11 protein-coding genes and 1 other annotated feature are annotated in these 20,046 nt (G+C 48.2%); of the genes, 6 read left to right on the top strand and 5 right to left on the bottom strand.

Annotated elements, in window-relative coordinates; all coding sequences use genetic code 11:
* Window positions 1-125 precede the first annotated feature (125 nt).
* Window positions 126-1,598 carry a glutamate synthase subunit beta gene (locus R3289_RS13585; protein ID WP_318926218.1) on the bottom strand — a complete coding sequence of 491 codons (1,473 nt, stop codon included), beginning with the start codon at window positions 1,596-1,598 and terminating at the stop codon, window positions 126-128.
* The gene (gene gltB, locus R3289_RS13580) at window positions 1,591-6,138 is read right to left on the bottom strand and encodes a glutamate synthase large subunit (protein WP_318926217.1); all 4,548 of its coding nucleotides are present in this window, start codon (window positions 6,136-6,138) and stop codon (window positions 1,591-1,593) included. The genes R3289_RS13585 and gltB overlap by 8 nt, the downstream gene beginning before the upstream one ends.
* Before the next feature lie 690 nt (window positions 6,139-6,828).
* On the opposite strand from gltB, the gene R3289_RS13575 reads away from it, so the two are divergent.
* The 3 genes from R3289_RS13575 to arcB all read left to right on the top strand — a co-directional run bounded on the left by R3289_RS13575 (window position 6,829) and on the right by arcB (window position 12,406).
* Window positions 6,829-7,782: a TIGR01212 family radical SAM protein gene (locus R3289_RS13575; protein ID WP_318926216.1), complete on the top strand. Its 954-nt coding sequence runs from the start codon at window positions 6,829-6,831 to the stop codon at window positions 7,780-7,782.
* 221 nt (window positions 7,783-8,003) lie between these two features.
* Window positions 8,004-9,878, top strand: a complete 1,875-nt coding sequence (locus tag R3289_RS13570; protein ID WP_318926215.1) for a diguanylate cyclase domain-containing protein — start codon at window positions 8,004-8,006, stop codon at window positions 9,876-9,878.
* Window positions 9,879-10,054: 176 nt separating this feature from the next.
* Complete coding sequence (arcB, locus tag R3289_RS13565) at window positions 10,055-12,406, top strand: aerobic respiration two-component sensor histidine kinase ArcB (protein ID WP_318926214.1); 2,352 nt, start codon at window positions 10,055-10,057, stop codon at window positions 12,404-12,406.
* A gap of 129 nt (window positions 12,407-12,535) precedes the next feature.
* On the opposite strand, the gene arcA is transcribed toward arcB, so the two are convergent.
* Window positions 12,536-13,255 carry a two-component system response regulator ArcA gene (arcA, locus tag R3289_RS13560; protein WP_107284110.1) on the bottom strand — a complete coding sequence of 240 codons (720 nt, stop codon included), beginning with the start codon at window positions 13,253-13,255 and terminating at the stop codon, window positions 12,536-12,538.
* A 391-nt stretch (window positions 13,256-13,646) separates the two neighbouring features.
* On the opposite strand from arcA, the gene R3289_RS13555 reads away from it, so the two are divergent.
* Together R3289_RS13555 and R3289_RS13550 are read left to right on the top strand one after the other, a co-directional pair.
* Window positions 13,647-14,048, top strand: a complete 402-nt coding sequence (locus tag R3289_RS13555) for a DUF3293 domain-containing protein (RefSeq protein ID WP_318926211.1) — start codon at window positions 13,647-13,649, stop codon at window positions 14,046-14,048.
* A 121-nt stretch (window positions 14,049-14,169) separates the two neighbouring features.
* On the top strand, window positions 14,170-14,661 hold the full coding sequence (locus tag R3289_RS13550; protein ID WP_318926210.1) for a putative 4-hydroxy-4-methyl-2-oxoglutarate aldolase: 492 nt from the start codon (window positions 14,170-14,172) through the stop codon (window positions 14,659-14,661).
* A gap of 47 nt (window positions 14,662-14,708) precedes the next feature.
* Here the strand turns inward: R3289_RS13550 and R3289_RS13545 are convergent, their stop codons facing one another.
* Window positions 14,709-15,167: a hypothetical protein gene (locus R3289_RS13545; RefSeq protein ID WP_318926208.1), complete on the bottom strand. Its 459-nt coding sequence runs from the start codon at window positions 15,165-15,167 to the stop codon at window positions 14,709-14,711.
* Window positions 15,168-15,370: 203 nt separating this feature from the next.
* Window positions 15,371-17,095, bottom strand: coding sequence for a bifunctional isocitrate dehydrogenase kinase/phosphatase (aceK, locus tag R3289_RS13540; RefSeq protein WP_318926206.1), 1,725 nt, complete (start codon window positions 17,093-17,095; stop codon window positions 15,371-15,373).
* 291 nt (window positions 17,096-17,386) lie between these two features.
* Window positions 17,387-17,502: a sequence feature (Thr leader region), on the top strand.
* An 83-nt stretch (window positions 17,503-17,585) separates the two neighbouring features.
* On the opposite strand from aceK, the gene thrA reads away from it, so the two are divergent.
* Window positions 17,586-20,045 carry a bifunctional aspartate kinase/homoserine dehydrogenase I gene (gene thrA, locus R3289_RS13535; RefSeq protein WP_318926204.1) on the top strand — a complete coding sequence of 820 codons (2,460 nt, stop codon included), beginning with the start codon at window positions 17,586-17,588 and terminating at the stop codon, window positions 20,043-20,045.
* Window position 20,046 lies beyond the last annotated feature (1 nt).

Genomic DNA, 20,046 nt, shown 5'->3' with positions numbered 1-20,046 from the left:
GCGGAAGAAGGCGGAGTGTGACGCTGGGGGAAGGATGACTTAACTCGCTCAAGTTATCGGTTTGGTATACAAAAAAGCCAGCTCACAAGAGCTGGCTTTTATATAAAGTACAATCAGATGCCTGATCAGGCTCGTGATTGCATCAGTGAATACGCTTTCGCTTCCAGGTTGGTATTACCCATCAGGAAGTCATCGATTTCACGGGCACATTCGCGGCCTTCATTGATACAACGAACGACCAGAGACTGGCCGGTACGCATATCACCCGCGGCAAAGACACCTTTCTGGCTGGTGGCAAAGCCGGTTGTTGCTACATTGCCACGTTCATCCAGTTTGATGTCCAGCTGGGCCAAGACACCGGTAGGTTCCGGATGTAAGAAACCCATCGCCAGAAATGCCATGTCACAGGGAATGATGCGCTCAGAGCCGGCGACTTCATCAAAGCCCGGACGCTCGCCGGGTTTCGCTTCCTGCCACTGAATATCTGCAATACGCAGGGCTTTCACGTTACCCGCCTCATCACCGATGAACTCTTTAGTCAGAATATTCCAATGACGCTCACAGCCTTCTTCATGTGACGTGGATGTTTTCATTATCATCGGGTAAGACGGCCAGGGTTGGTGAGCTGGACGCTTCTCTGGCGGGATCGGCATGATCTCCACCTGAGTAACACTGACCGCGCCGTGACGGTTAGAGGTTCCGACACAGTCCGAGCCGGTATCACCGCCGCCGATAACCACAACATGCTTGCCTGTAGCGTGAATTTCTTCACCCTTAAGATCCATGTCGTTGGCACGGCGGTTATTTTGCGCAAGGAATTCCATTGCATAATGAACGCCCTTAAGCTCACGGCCGGGAATTGGCAGGTTACGTGGTACGGTTGAGCCGCCCGTTAGCAGGACAACATCAAAATCCTGCCGAAGCTGCTGTGCATTAATCTCAACACCGATATGGGCGTTAACCTCGAACTTAATTCCCGCTTCGGCCATTAAGTCGATTTTACGGTCAATGATATCCATGCCCAGTTTGAAATCCGGAATACCAAAACGCAGCAGACCGCCGACTTTTTCATCGCGTTCAAACACTGTGACGCAGTGACCGGCACTGTTCAGCTGTTCGGCTGCGGATAAACCCGCCGGGCCTGAACCGATAATCGCTATGGTTTTACCGGTACGAGAACGTGGTGTTTTCGGTTTAGCGTATCCTTCGCGATATGCCGTCTCGACGATTGTTTTTTCGATATTACAGATAGTGATCGGGTCTTGGTTAATCCCCAATACACAGCCACTCTCACAAGGGGCCGGGCATACACGACCGGTAAACTCAGGGAAGTTATTGGTAGAACTTAAAATGTTCCACGCTTCTTCCCAGCTGTCACGATAAACCGCATCATTGAACTCGGGAATGATGTTGCCAATCGGGCATGAGTTATGACAGAAAGGCACACCGCAATCCATACAACGTGATGCCTGTTTGTTGATCTTAGCGCCAAACTCCTTATTTAAGACAAACTCTTTATTGTCTTGAATTCGAACGCTTGGATCTAACTTCTGTGGCAGTTCACGGCCAACTTCTAAAAATCCTGTAGGCTTACCCATTTACGGCCTCCAACTCTTCCTTGTTTTCTGCATCAGCTTTACGCTGCTGCAGTACAGCTTTGTAATCCCTTGGCATCACTTTCACCATTTTTTGAAGGTTTACTTCAAAGTTGGAAAGGAAAGTTTCAGCCACTGTACTGCCCGTCAGCTCAATATGCTTGGTAAGCATCTCTTTGAGCAAGTCCTGATCTTCTTGTTCAATCGGGTCAAGATCAACAAGCTCTGGATTCAGCTTGGTTTCGAAATCTTCAAATTGGTCCCAAACATACGCTACACCGCCACTCATACCGGCTGCGAAGTTACGCCCTGTCTGGCCCAGGATAACGGCCACACCGCCGGTCATGTATTCACAGCCGTGATCACCCACACCTTCCACCACGACTCTCGCGCCGGAGTTTCGGACACAGAATCGCTCGCCAGCTAGGCCGCGGATGTAAGACTCTCCCGAGGTCGCACCGTAGAAGCAGACGTTACCCACAACGATGTTATCTTCCGGGATAATGTCGGATTTGGCGTTCGGATAAAGTACCAGTGTTCCACCAGAGAGGCCTTTACCCCAGTAATCGTTGGCATCGCCTTCGACTTCGAAGTTCACGCCTTTCGCGAGGAAGGCACCGAAGCTCTGGCCTGCTGAACCATTGAACTTGACGTTCATGGGTTGTGGTAACCCCTGGTCTTTATAGATTTTTGAAATCTCGTTCGACAGCATGGTACCGGTACTGCGGTCGGTATTGATGATGTCAAATTCAACGTCGACTTGCTTGCCTTCGTAAAGTGCAGGTGCTGCAGCTTTAATCAGTTTACGGTCAAGGACATTTTCTAAGTTATGTTCTTGCTGGCGCTGATTGTAGATCCCGTCGTCTTCACGTGCCGGTTCGTTAAATAGCACAGGGCTGAGATCAAGGTTCTTGTATTTCCAGTGACTGATATCATCACGGATTTTCAGTTTGTGGGATTGGCCCACCATCTCTTCGATAGTGCGGAAGCCTAGCTCTGCCATCACTTCACGCAGACCTTCGGCCATGTACTGGAAGAAGGTAACCACATCATCTACGCGACCATCAAAGCGCTCGCGTAGTGTTTTGTTTTGGGTCGCGATACCGACAGGACAGGTATTCTTATGACACTTACGCATCATGATACAGCCTTCAACAACCAATGCAGCGGTTGCGACACCCCACTCTTCAGCCCCCAGCAGTGTGGCTACTGCAAGGTCGCGCGGTGTTTTCATCTGACCGTCTGACTGGACAACGATACGGTTGCGCAGGCCGTTTTTCAGCAGGGTCTGGTGGGTTTCAGCCAGACCCAGTTCCCAAGGTAAACCGGTGTGGCGAATTGATGAGATTGGCGAGGCGCCGGTACCGCCATCAAAACCGGCAATCAGTACCACGTCAGCTTTGGCTTTCGCGACACCCGAGGCAATCGTACCGACACCGGCTTCTGATACCAGCTTGACGTTTACGCGCCCCTTGCGGTTAGCATTCTTCAAATCGAAGATCAGCTGAGCCAAATCTTCGATTGAATAAATATCGTGGTGTGGCGGTGGTGAAATCAGGCCGACTCCAGGGGTGGAGTGACGGGTAGCGCCGATCCAGTCATCGACTTTATCACCCGGTAGCTGACCCCCTTCACCAGGCTTCGCGCCCTGCGCCATCTTGATCTGAATTTCGTCAGAATTAGTCAGGTAGTAAGAGGTGACACCAAATCGACCTGAAGCGACCTGCTTGATCGCAGAGCGTTCCCAGTCACCGTTGTCTTTCTTCTCGAAGCGATCCGGATCTTCACCGCCTTCACCTGAGTTAGATTTCGCACCGATGCGGTTCATGGCAACGGCCAGTGTTGAGTGTGCTTCGTACGAAATAGAGCCAAAGCTCATTGCACCTGTTGCGAAACGCTTCAGGATGCTTTCAATGGGCTCGACTTCCGCCAGCGGAATAGAACCTGCCGGATTTTTAATGAACTCAAGCTGGCTACGCAGGGTTGCCGCGTGGTCACCCTGAGAATCAACCGCATGGCAATATTCTTTAAACTGGCTGTAATCCTTGCCGCGGGTGGATTGCTGCAGCAGTGAAATCGTTTCAGGGTTGAACAGGTGTTTTTCACCACGCTGTTTCCACTGGTAGACGCCGCCCACATCCAGCATTTGGACTGGGATCTCGCGCGTCGGGTAACCGACACGGTGACGAATTAGGACTTCCTGGGCAATGTCATCGATGGTCAGCCCCTGAATCCGGGACACGGTACCGGTGAAGTATTTATCAACAACGGCTTTGCTGATCCCCAGCGCTTCAAAGATTTGCGCACCGTGGTATGACTGCAGGGTTGAAATACCCATCTTCGAGAAGATCTTAAGCAGGCCGCCATTCACACCTTTACGGTAGTTATTGAATAACTCGTCTGTTGGCAGCTCCGGGTCTAGCTTGCGCTTTTTCTGCAAATCAACCAGCGTTTCTGTTACCAGGTACGGGTTAACCGCGTTAGCACCGTAACCGACCAGGGTGGCAAAGTGGTGCGTTTCACGTGCGTCGCCGGTTTCAACAATGATGTCACACTTGGCTCGCAGGCCTTTGCGGATCAGGTGGTGATGCACCGCGCCTACCGCAAGCATCGCAGGGATCGCGGCATGGTTTGAGTTAACTGCCCGGTCCGTCAGAATGATGATGGAGTAGCCGTCAAGCACGGCATCTTCTGAGTACTGACAAATACGCTTTAGCGCGCGTTCTAATTTGCCCTGCTCACCATTGGCGCGGAATACGATATCCAGCGTTTTAGCCTGCAGGTGCTCTTTATCGATAGCCCGCAGCTTTTCAAGCTCTGCGTTTGAGAGTACCGGTGATTCCAGCTCTACTTTCTGGCAGTGCTCGGGGGTTTCTGTCAGCAGGTTCTGATCTTTACCGAGGTAGGTGTTCAGCGACATCACCATCCGCTCACGGATCGGATCGATCGGCGGGTTGGTGACCTGGGCAAATAGCTGTTTGAAGTAGTTTGACAGATGTTGTGACTGGTGCGAAAGAATCGCCAGTGGCCAGTCGGCCCCCATTGCCCCGAGAGGCTCGTAAGCTGTTTTTGCCAGTGGAACGATGATCTCGTTCACTTCTTCAGAACTCATACCAAACGCTTGTTGATGGTGAAGAAGGCGTTCTGGTGTTGGCTGGTGGTGCATGTTATCAGCTTCAGGCAGCGCTTTGAGGGTCAGCAGGTTGTCTTTAATCCACTGCTCATAAGGCTGTGCTGTTGCAATGCTGTCTTTTACCTCGTCATCGGAAATAATCCGACCTTGTTCCAGATCGGCAACGAAGATACGGCCAGGTTGCAGACGACCACGGAACTGAACGTTTTCCGGTTCGATTTTAACCACGCCTGTTTCTGACGCCATCACCAGGAAGTCATCTTTGGTCACGGTATAACGTGACGGGCGCAGACCGTTACGGTCAAGTGTTGCACCGACCTGAACACCATCGGTGAAACAGACAGACGCCGGGCCATCCCAAGGTTCCATCACGTTAGCGTGGTACTGATAGAACGCACGACGTTTTGGATCCATGTTTTTGTTTTCTTGCCACGCTTCGGGGATCAGCATCATCAATGCATGGGGCAGGCTGCGGCCAGACAGAACCAGAAGCTCCAGCGCCATGTCGAAGTTAGATGAATCTGAACTGCCTTCCTGGCAGATAGGAAGGAGCATGTCGATTTCTTGCTGGCTGAACAGGTCAGATTCAAGGATCGCTTCACGCGCTTTCATCCAGTTCAGGTTACCGCGAACAGTATTGATTTCACCGTTGTGGGCAATATAACGGAATGGTTGCGCCAGGCGCCACCTTGGGAAGGTGTTGGTCGAGAAACGAGAATGCACCAATGCCAGCGCGGTAACCATAGATGGGTTTTGCAAGTCTAAGAAATACAGCGGTACTTGCTCAGTAGTCAACTGCCCCTTATAGACCAAGGTTTTATACGACAATGAGTTGATGTAGAAATCATCGCCGATATTTGAAATGCTTTCGAGGCAAACACGAACGGTATAGTTACGCAGTACATACAGTTTTCGTTCAAGTACGGCGGGGTCTAAGTTGGCACCGCCGGTAATAAAGACGTGTTCAAACTGTGGTTCAGTGCTGAGTGGATCTTCACCGATCATTGAGTTGTCGACTGGCAATACGCGATAGCCAATCACTTCAAGATCAAGGCGTTTTGCATTACGCTCTAAAATATCGCGACATTGCTGGCGTTTGTGCTCGTCTTTAGGGAATAGCACAACACCGACACCGTATTTATCAAATGACGGTAATTTAATGCCTTGTTTTACAGTTTCTTCTAATAAAAACTCATGGGGCTTTTGCAGAAGAATACCGGCACCGTCACCACTGCATGGATCGCAACCCTGGCCACCGCGGTGCTCCATACGCGCGAGCATGTCGAGGGCTTGAGTTACAATCTCGTGAGATTTACGGTTTTTCAGGTGGGCGACAAAGCCGATACCGCAGGCATCGTGTTCCAATTCAGGCACATAGAGTCCCTGGGCGTTAAGCTCTTGATCTGTCATAGATACATCCTTCCAGTTTTCAACAAGCCCTTATCCAAAGGCTTGGTTATCCCTAATATTATTGTCACCTCTTCATCGAGCTTTATAGCGGACAGTCTGTCCGGCTCATTGATGAGATGCTGTTTGCTATGGGATGAAGTTCTTATTCATTAGCAAACTAAATTCTGAAGTGCTTTTGATCTGGTATGCAAAAACACTGCAGTTTTGCCAAAAGGGTGGCATAAATCACTATTTTAAGAGTAGATTTAGTCACATTTGTTGTTCATATTTTGCACACAAGTGTAACTATCCTACATTTTTGATACATTAATTACCAACAAAAATTAGCACCAGAACAGCATTAAATCACCGCCATCTGCATTTAAACCGTTTCAATATGACTGGATATTCGATAATGGTTATTACTATGAATACTGTCCGGCCTGAGTGCACACTAACCCTTATTTTTTTTATGTTTTATCGTGGGGTTGAAGAATAATATCTGTAGTTTTTTATCAACAATAAAAAGGCATTACATTGGTGGTATCAGATATACGTTTTTTCTTGCTTTGGCACAACATTCAGTGGCGGCTGTGATGTTACTCTGCGCGACTTTAAAATGCCCCTGCACAGTGGTTGCAGGTTATTATCGCATGCTCCTTATGGGCTACTGGCGACAATGCATACAGAGATAAAAACGTAGGTGAAATGATGCAGCTGCACGAATTAGTCAATACATTTGGACAAGACCTCCAGCGTCGCTACGGGGAGAAGGTGCATAAATTGACCCTGCATGGCGGCTTTAGTTGTCCAAATCGCGATGGCACGATCGGACGGGGCGGTTGTACTTTTTGTAATGTGGCTTCTTTTGCGGACGAACAGGCCCAGTATTTACCTATTCGCCAGCAACTTGCTCAACGTGCCGCTCAAACGGACAGGGCGAAGCGTTATCTGGCTTATTTCCAGGCCTATACCAATACCTATGCTGAAGTTCAGCTGCTGAAAAACATGTATGAAGAGGCATTACAAGCTGCAGATATTGTTGGTCTGTGTGTGGGAACCCGTCCCGATTGTGTGCCCGATGCGGTATTAGCGTTATTGGCGGGGTACTGTCAGCAAGGGTATGAAATCTGGCTTGAGCTTGGATTGCAAACCGCCAACGATAAAACCTTAAAACGGATTAATCGCGGGCATGATTTTGCTTGTTATGAGCAAGTCACAAAGCGTGCTCGTGCAATGGGGATCAAAGTGTGTACCCATTTAATTGTCGGGCTGCCGGGCGATACGAAAGATGATAATCTCGAGACCATCAGGCGCACAATAGCCGTTGGTGTTGATGGCATTAAGCTTCATCCGTTGCATATTGTGGAAGGCAGTAAAATGGGACAAGCCTGGAAAGCCGGGCGCCTTGAAGCGCTCAGCCTTGAAAAATATGTCGACATTGCTTCTGACATGATCCGTCTGACTCCCCCTGATGTGGTTTATCATCGTGTATCAGCCAGCGCACGCCGCCCCACATTGCTCGCCCCTACGTGGTGTGAAAACCGCTGGTTAGCGATGACTGATATTGGTCGCAACCTGGACCAGCTCGGCGCGCAGGGGACGGCTTTGAACCAGCCTTTCGTGTATCAGCCTGTCACCCCTAAAAAACCGCGACAGGTGTAATGCTTATCTCATCGCGGTCTTCCCGTCCGGTATGCCTTCTCTTTGCTTTTTAATAAAATAGTGGCATAAACATACTGAGTAATTGCAATTATGTTAGATTAGCCTGGTGCCATCAATTAACTGATTAATAACAGCTTGTTATATTCTTGGTTGTTTTAGATTGGTTGTATATGCCTGTTGGTATGATCAGGTGAGTTGTTATTACTGTCCGGGAATGCGCGATGCTTTTGAGTCGTAGTTTGATCATTTTATCCTTATTGCTCAGCCCTTTTTCGGGCTGGGCTGCTTTGTCCGCTGCGGAGATGGCCAGTCCGATCCTTGTTTTTACCCTGACGGTCCTGCTGCTTTTTCTGGGTAGCGCGGTGCTTGTACTCGTCTTGCATAATATTGAAGCCTCTTCATTTAAAAAAATGTATGCCACTCTGACGAATATGCCCGTGGCGGTAGTGATCGTCAGAAGTAAAGACGGCGCGCTGTTATATGCCAATAAAACCTGCAGGGAGCTGACCGGTGCACGTAAAGTCGGCAGCAGCTATTTTTATCCGGATGATATCGACCCCCAGATGATCTGCGATGTGTTACGTCCTTATAGCCATGGTAAAAGGGGGCGGGGCACAAGTGAGGTATTGCAGTTATCGGATCGGATGGCATTGAAGTTACAGGTTTCAGGTCAGCAGGTTCGCTATAAATGGCAGTCTGCCTGGATGCTGTTTTTGTTCAAGCCCCAAGATCAACCGTCAACCCAGACCCAGCTTGAGCAAGAGCAGCGGGTCTTCCAGAGCGTACTTAACTCGCTGTCGGAGTTAGTCTACTTCCAGGATAATGCGGGCAATATTCTCGGAACTAATAAAGCGTTTGACCGATTCTGGCGCGGGCGCGTTAATGAAGGCATGATTGACGGTGATGAAATGTCATCATCAGCCGAAGCGTCATTATCCGACAATAACTCAACCCATACCTGGACGACCTCGCCAGATGGTTCAAGTCGGCTACTGGAAACGAATAAGACGTTACTTATTGATGATCTCGGCGAAACCATCGGTACCTTGAGTATCAGCCATGATGTGACCGACTGGCATGAGATGCAGGAAAGTCTGAAACTGGAAATTGAGAAACGGGAAGTCACAGAGCAAGCACTTGCCCAGCGAAATAACCTATTGGACACGATCTTAAGTGCGAGCCAGGATCCTATTGGTCTGTTTAACGAGCACTGGGTCTATGTCGGTTGTAACGAACCGTTTGCTCAATCGCTCGGTTATACCCAGGAAGAGTTGCTGGGCAAAGTGGCTTCTGATGTGCTTGAACCTGACAAATGGGAAATATTTGAAGGTATCGATCGCGAGGTGATGGAAAAAGGCGTCACCAGTAAAACCGAAGATTACGTTATCTTAGAAGACGGTACACCGATTTGGTACGAGGTCGCCAAGTCTCCCTATTGTGATCCGACGGATGGTTCGGTGGGGGTCTTGATCATGGCTCGCGATGTCACGGAGCGTAAAATGGCGGAGCAACAACTAGCTGATGCGATCATGGAACTCCAGGAGCTCAGCTTTGTTGACAGCCTGACAAAAGTTGCCAACCGACGTAGTTTTGATGAGCTGTTGCGCCGAATGTGGCATGATCATGTCCGTGAGCAAAAGTCGCTGACGTTGATTTTATGCGATATCGACTATTTTAAAGCTTTTAATGATAACTATGGCCATCAGCAAGGTGATTTTGCCCTGCGGGAAGTGGCAAAAGTGCTGCGGAGTGTCATCCATCGTGAAACTGACGAGGTCGCCCGTTACGGCGGGGAAGAGTTTGCTTTCCTGCTGCCAAATACGGATTTAACCGGCGGCGAAGTCGTGGCCGAAAATATTCACCGGCAACTGGCAGCCAAGGGTATTATTCATCACTATTCGGATGTGGGCACGAAACTGACGGTTAGCCTTGGAGTGGCAACGCTTATTCCGCAGCCGTCACAGGACTATGGCGAGCTGGTCGAAATGGCTGATGTTGCGATGTATAAAGCGAAAGCTGCAGGGCGAAACTGTACCATGTCGCTGTCTGAGAACGACAAATGGAACCGTGACAGTAAGTATACCAACGCAATGTAATGTTAAGCGGGACAACTATCCCGAAGGGGATGTCGACATGTGATTTAAAGCCTGCGCATGCAGGCTTTTTTGGGCAGGAATAACAACATTAGAGTATAACTGTGGGGCTTGTCCTTTGGATCGGTCACTGCGCACGATATTATCGAATGAAGCACTTTTGGGTTACGGGTTGAATAATGAAACAAATCAAAGTATTGGCTCAGTTTTATGTCGACTTGCTGGTCAAGTTAGGCATTGTACGGTTCAGTATGTTGCTGGCGCTGGCCTTGGTGGCACTTGCTGTGGTGGTTCAGGTCAGTGTGACCTTAGTGCTTCAGGGGGAAGTGCTTGACATTGATATTGTCCGATCGGTATTTTTCGGTCTGTTGATCACACCATGGGCTGTTTACTTCTTATCAGTGGTGGTCGATCAGTTAGAAGACTCCCGCCAGCGCCTGTCTAAACTTGTGACCAAGCTGGAAGAGATGCGCTCGCGTGATATGCAGCTGCATAAACAGCTACAGAGCAATATCACGCAGCTGAATCAGGAAATTGAAGAACGAGAGAAAGCGGAAGAAGCCCGCCAGCTCGCGATGCAAGATTTAGAAAATGAGGTATACCAGCGTGAAAATGCTCAGCTTGAGTTGGCAGAGCAGAGCGCACTGGTCAAGTCATTCCTCGATGCTTCACCGGATCTGATCTATTACCGCAATGAAAAAGGCGAATTTTCCGGTTGTAACCGGGCGATGGAAGAGCTGACGGGTAAAACAGAAAAACAGTTGGTGGGTTTGACCCCGTGGGATGTCTACAGCCAAGAAGTTGCCACCAAAATCGCTGAAACCGATCAGCAGGTGTTTAAGCAAAATGTTTCTCTCACTTATGAGCAGTGGCTGGAATATCCTGACGGCGGAAAAGCGATATTTGAATTACGTAAAGTCCCGTTTTACAGCCGTGACGGACGCCGGTTGGGATTGATGGGATTTGGCCGCGATATTACCGAGCGTAAGCAGTATCAGGACGCGCAGGAAAAAGCCAGTCGCGATAAGACTGCCTTCATTTCAACCATTAGCCATGAATTACGTACGCCGTTAAATGGTATTGTCGGTTTAAGCCGTATGTTGCTGGACACCAAGCTGGATGACGAGCAGCGCGGCTACATGCGAACCGTTCATGTCAGTGCTATCACCTTAGGTAATATTTTTAACGATATTATCGATATGGATAAGTCGGATCGCCGTCGTTTGGAGTTGTTGCCTAAGCCCTTGGACTTTCATGAATTTGTTGCCGATATGGAAAATATTTCCAGTTTAATGGCAGAGCAGAAAGGGCTGCGTTTTGATTTAGAGCGGCTAACGGAATTGCCTGCATGCATTGAAGTCGACAGTACCCGCCTACGCCAGGTGTTGTGGAACCTGATCGGTAATGCCACCAAATTCACCAAAGAAGGGGGAGTGGTGCTGTCGATCAGTAGCGAGCTCCACGATAACGAGGCGGAGATCATCTTTGAGGTAGAAGATAGCGGCATCGGTATTCCGGCATCAGAGCTGGATAAAATTTTCGCGATGTATTATCAGGTCAAAGAGGGTGACGATAACCTCCATGCGGTGGGCACCGGAATCGGCCTGGCGGTATCGCGTCAGCTGGTGCAGCTGATGGGGGGCGATATTACAGTAACCTCAGATGTGGGTGAAGGCAGTACATTTACCGTCACCATTCGTGTGCCGCTGGTGGAAAGCGCTGTTGAAGAAGAAGCGATGCCAGTGCTTCCGCAAGTCAGCTTAAATATCTTAATGGTTGAAGACATTGAGTTGAATATTACCGTGGCCAAGGCATTGCTTGAAAGCCTGGGCCATGACGTCACGGTTGCAATGCGTGGTGATGAGGCTCTGCGGCTGTTTGATCCTGACATCTTTGACTTGGTGCTGCTCGATATCCAGTTACCGGATATGACCGGTTTTGACATTGCTCAGGCACTGCGTGAAAAGTATGATCATTTGCCAGCTCTGGTGGCATTAACGGCTAACGTCATTAGTGACAAAGCCGAATACCTTGATAAAGGCATGGATGAGGCTCTGAGTAAGCCATTAAGCGTTAAAGCGATCACCGATGTGATCCAACGTCTGGTACTGACCTGCCCTCTTGAGGAACCGGATGAAATTGCGTATGACGATGCGCCGGGCAGCCCGAGTAATGAGATGATTAACCAGCTGCTTGATTTGGAAATGCTCACCTCGTATATCGATATTGTTGGCGCAAAGCCGGTGTATGACAGTATCGCGATGTTTGAAAAAATGATGCCGGAGTACATTACGATCTTAGATTCTAATATGACCGCTAAAGATAAAGACGGGATCAAATTTGAAGCTCATAAAATTAAAGGGGCGGCAGGTTCGATAGGCTTGAAGCATATCCAGCAGGTCGCCCAGAAAGCTCAGTCGCCAGAGCTCCCGGCATGGTGGGAGAACATTAATGATTGGGTTGATGAGATCAAAAATGGTTATCTGAATGATATTCAGGTCTTGAAGGAGTGGCTTGCTCAGCAGAAGTAAGCATAGGCTACAGGTTCGCCGCGACAGCCTGATTATTTACCGCATTAAAAAAGGCTCCCACGGGAGCCTTTTTTCTATCTAACTGGTTGCTGCAGACGGGTAAGAATCTTACCACGGCAGCAATGCCAATTATTCTTCGCCGAGATCACCGCAGAAACGATAGCCTTCACCGTGAATCGTAGCAATGATTTCAGGAGTATCAGCGACGGATTCGAAGTGCTTACGGATACGACGGATTGTTACGTCAACTGTCCGGTCATGAGGTTTGAGCTCACGGCCTGTCATTTTCTTCAACAGATCAGCACGAGTCTGGATCTTACCCGGGTTTTCACAGAAGTGAAGCAGGGCACGGAACTCAGAACGTGGTAGTTTGAACTGATCACCATTCGGACTGACTAGAGAGCGGCTGTTAATTTCCAGCGACCAATCATTGAACTCGTATCGCTCTACCAGTTTCTTGTCTTCAGTTGGCAGGCCTTGATTCATGGCACGAGTCAACAGGTTACGCGCACGAATGGTCAGCTCACGAGGATTGAATGGCTTGGTGATGTAATCATCGGCACCAATTTCAAGACCCAGGATCTTATCAACTTCATTATCACGCCCCGTCAGGAACATTAATGCCATATCACCTTGTTCACGCAGTTCGCGCGCGAGTAATAGGCCATTTTTACCTGGAAGATTGATGTCCATGATCACCAGGTGAACATGGTGCTCTGAAAGCATCTGGTGCATTTCAGCGCCATCGTTGGCTTCGAATACCGTGTAACCTTCAGCCTCAAAAATACTTTTAAGGGTGTTACGTGTTACGTGCTCGTCTTCTACAATTAGAATGTGAGGGGTTTGCATTGGCAGTACCTAATTTCAAAAAACTAAAACTGGTCAAAAATAGAATAGTTAAATTCTATAAAAAAAATTCACATACAGGCAAAGTATTAGACAAAATACTTTCATTTACGCTGTAAAGCAGCCTGTTTGGTATGCCATCCATAAATTCAGTGTGGTTTTGTGTCATCACAAGACTGAAAGGCCCGATATTCTACGGGTATTGGCTACAATCTCCCTGGGATGGCGACGATTGTAAGCACTTAACAGCTCGCTAACAATATAGCGATTTGTTTCAATAACGCTTTCTGGATGTTTCTTGATTTACATCAAGTTGGGTGAAGATGTATTGCGGTCAATCAGGTTGATTAACATACGCGACAACTTAAGACATCATTAACCGGCAGAATCTGCGATGTGTAAAAATACCTTGCTGTGGCGAAGCTATCAAACCATTTCATTCAAAGCTAGGCAACACCCTGTTTACCATTCTTTTGCAATTCTAACAGCATTTAATCCCAGAAGCATTGTTCTTAATAGATTGGACAATCAAAAGCGTAATAAAATATTAGAAAAAGAGTTGGCAATGTTAACTGGGTCATATTTTCCTGTGCGCTGTTGCGCGTCGGATGGGGATTGGGAGGAGGCGGGTTATATCGTCGATATAAGGGCCGAGCAGGCATATCAGTTAGCAAAAAAATGGCAACAAAATGCCATCTACTGGGTTGAGGACAATCAGTTATATTTGGTGCCAGTGTTAATTAAGGGGTTTAAAAAACAAAGACTAGGTAAATTTTCAGCCTTTTTCTACACTTAATGGAATAATCTCTATTTACGGCGTGCTATGTGAAAGCTATTTGTGCTGGAAAGTAGAATTCGAGATTCTTCGCGGGATTGGAACCCGTAACTTTGGGAAGATCAACAAAGGAGTAAGTGAGATGAAAGATCTATTACCTGACTTGTGTGATCACTATGAACAGGATGTTAGCTGGCTGCCTCTTACCTTTCACAATTATGGCGGAAAAAAAATATTCTATGGCGAAGTCGTTACCCTCCGCTGTTTTGAAGATAACAGTTTAGTCCGGGAAATTGTGTCGCAAGATGGCAGAGGAAAAGTACTGTTTATTGACGGTCATGGTTCATGTAATCGGGCGTTATTGGGTGATCAGCTGGCTTTACTGGCCGTTGAAAATGGCTGGCAGGGGATCATTATTAATGGTGCGGCTCGTGATGTTGGAACTCTGGCCACGCTCGATCTTGGGGTTAAAGCACTGGGCGTCTGCCCGTTTAAAACGGTAAAACGTCAGAGCGGTGATAAGAATATGACGTTGATTGTAGGGCACACCATGATTTATCCCGGCGATTACGTCTACGCAGATCTTAACGGTATCTTGCTAAGCCGTCACCCTCTGAACTTGGCAGTGCTGTAAATAATGGTGACGGCGCATCCATCGATCCTGTGCCGTCTTATTCGGAATCAGAAGCGATAGCCAATTCCAAGCAGGTAAATTTGCTCTAAGGCTTCGTAATCAACGGTTGCATGCAGGTTAACCTTCTCCGTCATTTTATACTGACTGCTCAATTCAACGCCGAGTATGGTATCTCGATCAACGGTTTCGGACGTGATAGCACTTTTCAGGCTCACTTTTGGTGTGACTTGATATTTTACCCCCGATAAAACCCCACGGCCTGCAGAGATAAGATCATTACCAGAAGAGAGGCGGGTACTGAGATAAAGCTCGAGATTATTGTTGAGCGAATAGGCATAGCCACTATCAATTTGCCACAGATCGAATTGATCTGCCGCTCGTGAATGTGAAGATATGAACCACCCAGAGGGAGTATTATCACCGATTAAGCTGAAAAGTCCCTTTTCTGCTGCTGTTGTTGGTAAAGCCACGACCAGCAGGGCTAATGTGAGCAGCAATTTTTTCATTACGTCACCATCCCTGTTCTTAATTTTGCTTATGCTTATGCTTATGCTTATGCTTATTCATATTAGGGCACAATTCTAATTATTAAAATGCAATGAGAGACATAATGAGACTTTCTGCATAAAATCCGGCTTTGTTATAAAGTCGACGGTTTTTTTCAGCCTGACACGGTGTGTTAGCTGCCACGAAGATCGGCTGTAATGCATTATTTTCGCAGTCGATGTTCCTTTTTATAGGGATAGACATCTTCATACTGGCCGTGCGTGATATTTTGCTGGAGTTGCTGCCAGTATTTAGCCTCAAATAAGTCACTGTGCAACTCATTAAACAGTGCGCGGACTTTTGGGTTGATCAGCAGAAAGGTACGAAACTCTTCAGGGAAGACGTCGTTGATCCCCACGCTGTACCAGGGCTCTGCGGCCATCTCATCTTCTGGATAACGAGGCGGTGGGATCTTGCGGAAGTTCATTTCTGTCATGTAGCTGATTTCATCATAGTCGTAAAAGACCACTCGCTTATGACGGGTAACCCCGAAGTTCTTAAATAGCATATCCCCGGGAAAAATATTGGCCGCAGCCAATTGTTTAATTGCTTTGCCATATTCATCGACCGCATGACGAAGATCATCATCGTTAGCCTGTTCAACATAAATATTGAACGGGATCATCCTTCGTTCCATATAGAGATGCTTGATAATGACCCTGTCCTTGGTCACTTTAACTATCGAGGGGGCCACCTCGAGCAGTTCAGCCAGTAATTCGTCGCTGAAGCGATGGCGTTCAAAGGTGAAGTTGCGATATTCCTGGGTATCAGCCATGCGCCCGACCCGATCGTGTTCCTTAACCAGCTTATATTTCTCTTTGACCGTGGCATGGCTGATGGCTTTTTGTGGGGCGAACTTATCTTTGATGATTTTGAAGACAAAACCATAAGAGGGCAGGGTAAATACCGCCATCACCATCCCTTTAATTCCCGGAGCTGGAATAAACTTATCGTCAGAATGTTCCAGATGATCTAAAAATTCCCGGTATAGCTCGGTTTTTCCGTGTTTCTGACAACCAATTGCGGTATACAGCTCGGCGGTGGTTTTGTTCGGAATGATATGCGATAGAAAGCATACCAGTGCCGCCGGGGCTGGGGCGTAAACCATGAAGTACGAGCGGGCAAAGCCAAAGATAATACTGACATCGTTGACGTGGCAGATACAGGCATCGATATAGAGCTGCTTGTTGCTGTTGCTCAGTACCGGTAATACCAAAGGAACGGTCTTCTCCTGGTTATTGTGGCGGAGTGTGATGGATCCGATTAAGTAAGCGGCTTTATTACGGTAAAAAGGTTCCCGGATCAGTTCGAGGGAAGTGTCCTGGTTGAGGGCTTCTCCGAATTCGTGTTGTAAGTGGTCAATGATTAATGTGATATCTCGACTCTTATCTTCCCAGTCCAAGGTAAAAGGAGTGTCGTCGAGTACGCGTTCAAATAATGCCGAGAGCCCGGAGTGGGCGGTATAGCGGCGTGTTAGCTGAGTCGGATAGGTCGGAATACGATTTTCTTGTGAACTATGGACAAACAGCTTGTCACGATTGATATTGCGGTGTTCGAAAATTCGGCAATAGACCGAGTTAAAAAAACTTTCGGCGATTTCATAGCGGGGGTAATCGAGCAGCAGATCTTCATAAGCAGATTTAACGGCCATTAAAAAAGAGCGGTTAGCATGACGTTTACCCAGCATAATCTGGATCTGGCTGGTGACTAAGCCGACATGGTGGTCATAAAAGCTGATCCGCTTTTTGAGTGCCAGATGCACCGCTGACCAGTCCTGATGTTCAAATCGTTCCTGGGCACCAGCCGTCACATCAAGGAATCGGCCATACATGGCATCAAAGCCTTGCAAGATAGTATGGGCGACAAGCTGTTCCATTGCTGCAGCCATTCGGGTGTCCCTCCGAATTGATTTTTTATGTCATTACTATTCACTATGCAACGTGGAGAGGTTAACTGCAATAAGTGATGGTTATTTTTTATACTTTTTCCGAATAATATGATTGTATTCCCACCTAGCCCCAGGATGCTCGTTTCAGAGGTCGCGTAGGGATACTCTGCGGGCCAAGGGGCGGTGATTTTATCGGTTAAGCGATAAAACGTGGTTGACTCTGAATCCCGGTTCCGGTAAATGTAAAGTAATACAGAATTTTGAGTAAATCGACAGCACACATGTTTAACGTAATCAGCGCAACCACCACCATTATTATTACCGGCACAATGAGTGCTGGGGCGGGCTGATGCGTATACGATTTATATGAAAAAGCCCGCACTTCACATAGTGCGGGCTTTTTTTTAACTTCACGGAATTGAATGAAATTGTTTATTTTTGCTACCTATACAATGTGGTAGCCAATAAATTAGGAACTTGGGAGTAGGGAATGCGAGTATTTAAGTTTGGTGGTTCATCGTTGGCTGATGCTGAACGATTTTTAAGGGCAGCAGATATCATCGCCAATAATGTCCAGCAAGGGGATGTGTCTGTGGTGCTGTCGGCGCCGGGCAAAGTGACGAATAAATTGGTGTCAGTGGTCAACAGTACAATAAATACCGGCGATGCGGAGCTTCAACTGGCCGATCTTGAAGCGGTATTTACTTCGCTGTTTGAAGGCTTATTGGTTTTGGAGCCTAAATTCGATAAAGCCCTGCTAGATGCCAAGCTGGCCAGTTCGCTGGGACAGCTGAAACAATATGTGCATGGCATGAAGTTATTAGGCCTGTGTCCTGATAATGTTTATGCCAAAGTGATCAGCAAAGGCGAGCGCCTGTCGATTGTCGCGATGAAAGCGCTGCTCGAAGCCAAAGGGCTGGCCGCAAGCCTGATTGATCCGGTTGAATACCTGCTGGCTCATGGTGATTACCTTGAAGCGCATGTCGATATTGAAGTTTCCACTGAAAATTTCAAACGAAATCCCCTCCCACAAGGCCACGTTAATATCATGCCGGGCTTTACCGCAGGCAACAGCAAAGGTGAGCTGGTGACGTTAGGCCGTAACGGTTCCGATTATTCCGCTGCGGTATTAGCGGCTTGCTTACGTGCTGAGTGCTGCGAGATCTGGACGGATGTTGATGGTGTTTACAGCTGTGATCCGCGTATCGTTCCCGATGCTCGCCTGCTGAAATCCCTGAGCTATCAGGAAGCGATGGAGTTGTCTTATTTCGGGGCCTCTGTACTGCACCCTAAAACGATCGCCCCGATTGCCCAGTTCCATATTCCCTGCTTGATTAAGAACAGCTTTAACCCTCAAGGTGCCGGAACCCTGATCGGTCAGGATACCGGCGAAGACAAGCTGGCTATCAAGGGCATTACGACCCTGAAAAACCTGACGATGGTGAATGTCTCAGGCCCGGGTATGAAAGGGATGGTTGGCATGGCGGCGCGCGTGTTTAGCGCGATGTCAGCGTCAGGAATCTCTATTGTATTGATCACTCAGTCCTCATCGGAGTACAGCATTAGCTTCTGCATTGAGAGTGCGGATAAAGCCGCAGCTCAGGAGACGTTACAGAACTGCTTTGAACTTGAGCTGAAAGAAGGCCTGCTGGAGCCAGTTGAGTTTCTTGATGACTCCGCTATCGTTACTCTGGTTGGCGATGGCATGCGGACATCTCGTGGTGTGGCATCACAGTTCTTCACGTCGCTGGCTGAAGTCGACGTCAATGTTATTGCGATAGCCCAGGGATCTTCAGAGCGTGCGATTTCGGCCGTGATCCCGGCGGATAAAGTGTCTGAATCGGTCAAAGCATGTCATGAGAATTTGTTTAACAGTCAACACTTTCTGGATGTTTTTGTCATTGGTGTCGGTGGTGTCGGGGGCGAGCTGGTTGAGCAGATCCACCGTCAGCAGGCGAAATTAGCCCAAAGTGGGATTGTTATCCGCGTCTGTGGGATGGCGAACAGCAAGGGGCTGCTGCTTGATAGTAACGGTTTGCCTCTTGATAACTGGCGAGATCAGATGGGGTCGGCCCATGAGCCACTGAGTCTGGCGAGGATGATCCAGTTAGTAAAGCGTCACCACATCATTAACCCGGTCATTATTGATTGCACATCGGATCAAGGTATCGCCGAGCAATACGTCGATTTTCTGGCTGCGGGCTTCCATGTCATTACTCCAAATAAGAAAGCCAATACTGCGAGCATGATGTATTACCACCAATTGCGTCAGGCGGCACGTTCTAAACGGCGTAAGTTTATGTACGACACGACAGTCGGTGCCGGTTTGCCGGTCATTGAGAACCTGCAAAACCTGATGGCTGCGGGTGATCAGCTAGAACGTTTCTCCGGCATTCTATCGGGGTCACTCTCTTATATTTTCGGTAAACTCGACGAAGGTATGAGCTTCAGCGAAGCAACGACGGTTGCCCGAAGCAATAGCTTTACCGAACCCGATCCCCGCGATGATCTGTCCGGTATGGATGTCGCGCGCAAGCTGCTGATCCTCGCCCGTGAAGCCGGAATGGCACTGGAACTTGATGACGTTGTGGTGGAGCAAGCCCTGCCGCCTGGTTTTGACTCTGATGGTTCGGTTGAAGATTTTATGGCGCGGTTGCCTGAAGCCGATGAGTACTTTAAACAGTTATCAGAAAAAGCTACCAAAGAAGATAAAGTGCTGCGTTATGTCGGTGAAATTGATCATGGCCAATGTTCGGTGAAAATTGCGGCGGTCGATCCTGACGACCCGATGTTCAAGATCAAAGACGGTGAAAATGCGCTGGCGTTTTATAGCCGTTATTATCAGCCGATCCCACTGGTGCTACGTGGTTATGGTGCCGGTACTGAAGTTACCGCCGCCGGTGTGTTTGCGGATTTGATGCGTACATTAGGCTGGAAGCTAGGAGTATAAG

It is taken from the genome of Photobacterium sp. (genome assembly GCF_033720175.1).
Lineage (GTDB): Bacteria > Pseudomonadota > Gammaproteobacteria > Enterobacterales > Vibrionaceae > Photobacterium.
This window is presented reverse-complemented; position numbering and strand designations above follow the sequence as displayed.

Coding starts and splice junctions, on each gene's coding strand:
- R3289_RS13585 (WP_318926218.1), bottom strand. CDS start 1,598: ATGGGTAAGCCTACAGGATTTTTAGAAGTTGGCCGTGAACTGCCACAG.
- R3289_RS13570 (WP_318926215.1), top strand. CDS start 8,004: ATGCTTTTGAGTCGTAGTTTGATCATTTTATCCTTATTGCTCAGCCCT.
- R3289_RS13575 (WP_318926216.1), top strand. CDS start 6,829: ATGCAGCTGCACGAATTAGTCAATACATTTGGACAAGACCTCCAGCGT.
- R3289_RS13545 (WP_318926208.1), bottom strand. CDS start 15,167: ATGAAAAAATTGCTGCTCACATTAGCCCTGCTGGTCGTGGCTTTACCA.
- R3289_RS13550 (WP_318926210.1), top strand. CDS start 14,170: ATGAAAGATCTATTACCTGACTTGTGTGATCACTATGAACAGGATGTT.
- thrA (WP_318926204.1), top strand. CDS start 17,586: ATGCGAGTATTTAAGTTTGGTGGTTCATCGTTGGCTGATGCTGAACGA.
- arcB (WP_318926214.1), top strand. CDS start 10,055: ATGAAACAAATCAAAGTATTGGCTCAGTTTTATGTCGACTTGCTGGTC.
- gltB (WP_318926217.1), bottom strand. CDS start 6,138: ATGACAGATCAAGAGCTTAACGCCCAGGGACTCTATGTGCCTGAATTG.
- aceK (WP_318926206.1), bottom strand. CDS start 17,095: ATGGCTGCAGCAATGGAACAGCTTGTCGCCCATACTATCTTGCAAGGC.
- R3289_RS13555 (WP_318926211.1), top strand. CDS start 13,647: ATGTGTAAAAATACCTTGCTGTGGCGAAGCTATCAAACCATTTCATTC.
- arcA (WP_107284110.1), bottom strand. CDS start 13,255: ATGCAAACCCCTCACATTCTAATTGTAGAAGACGAGCACGTAACACGT.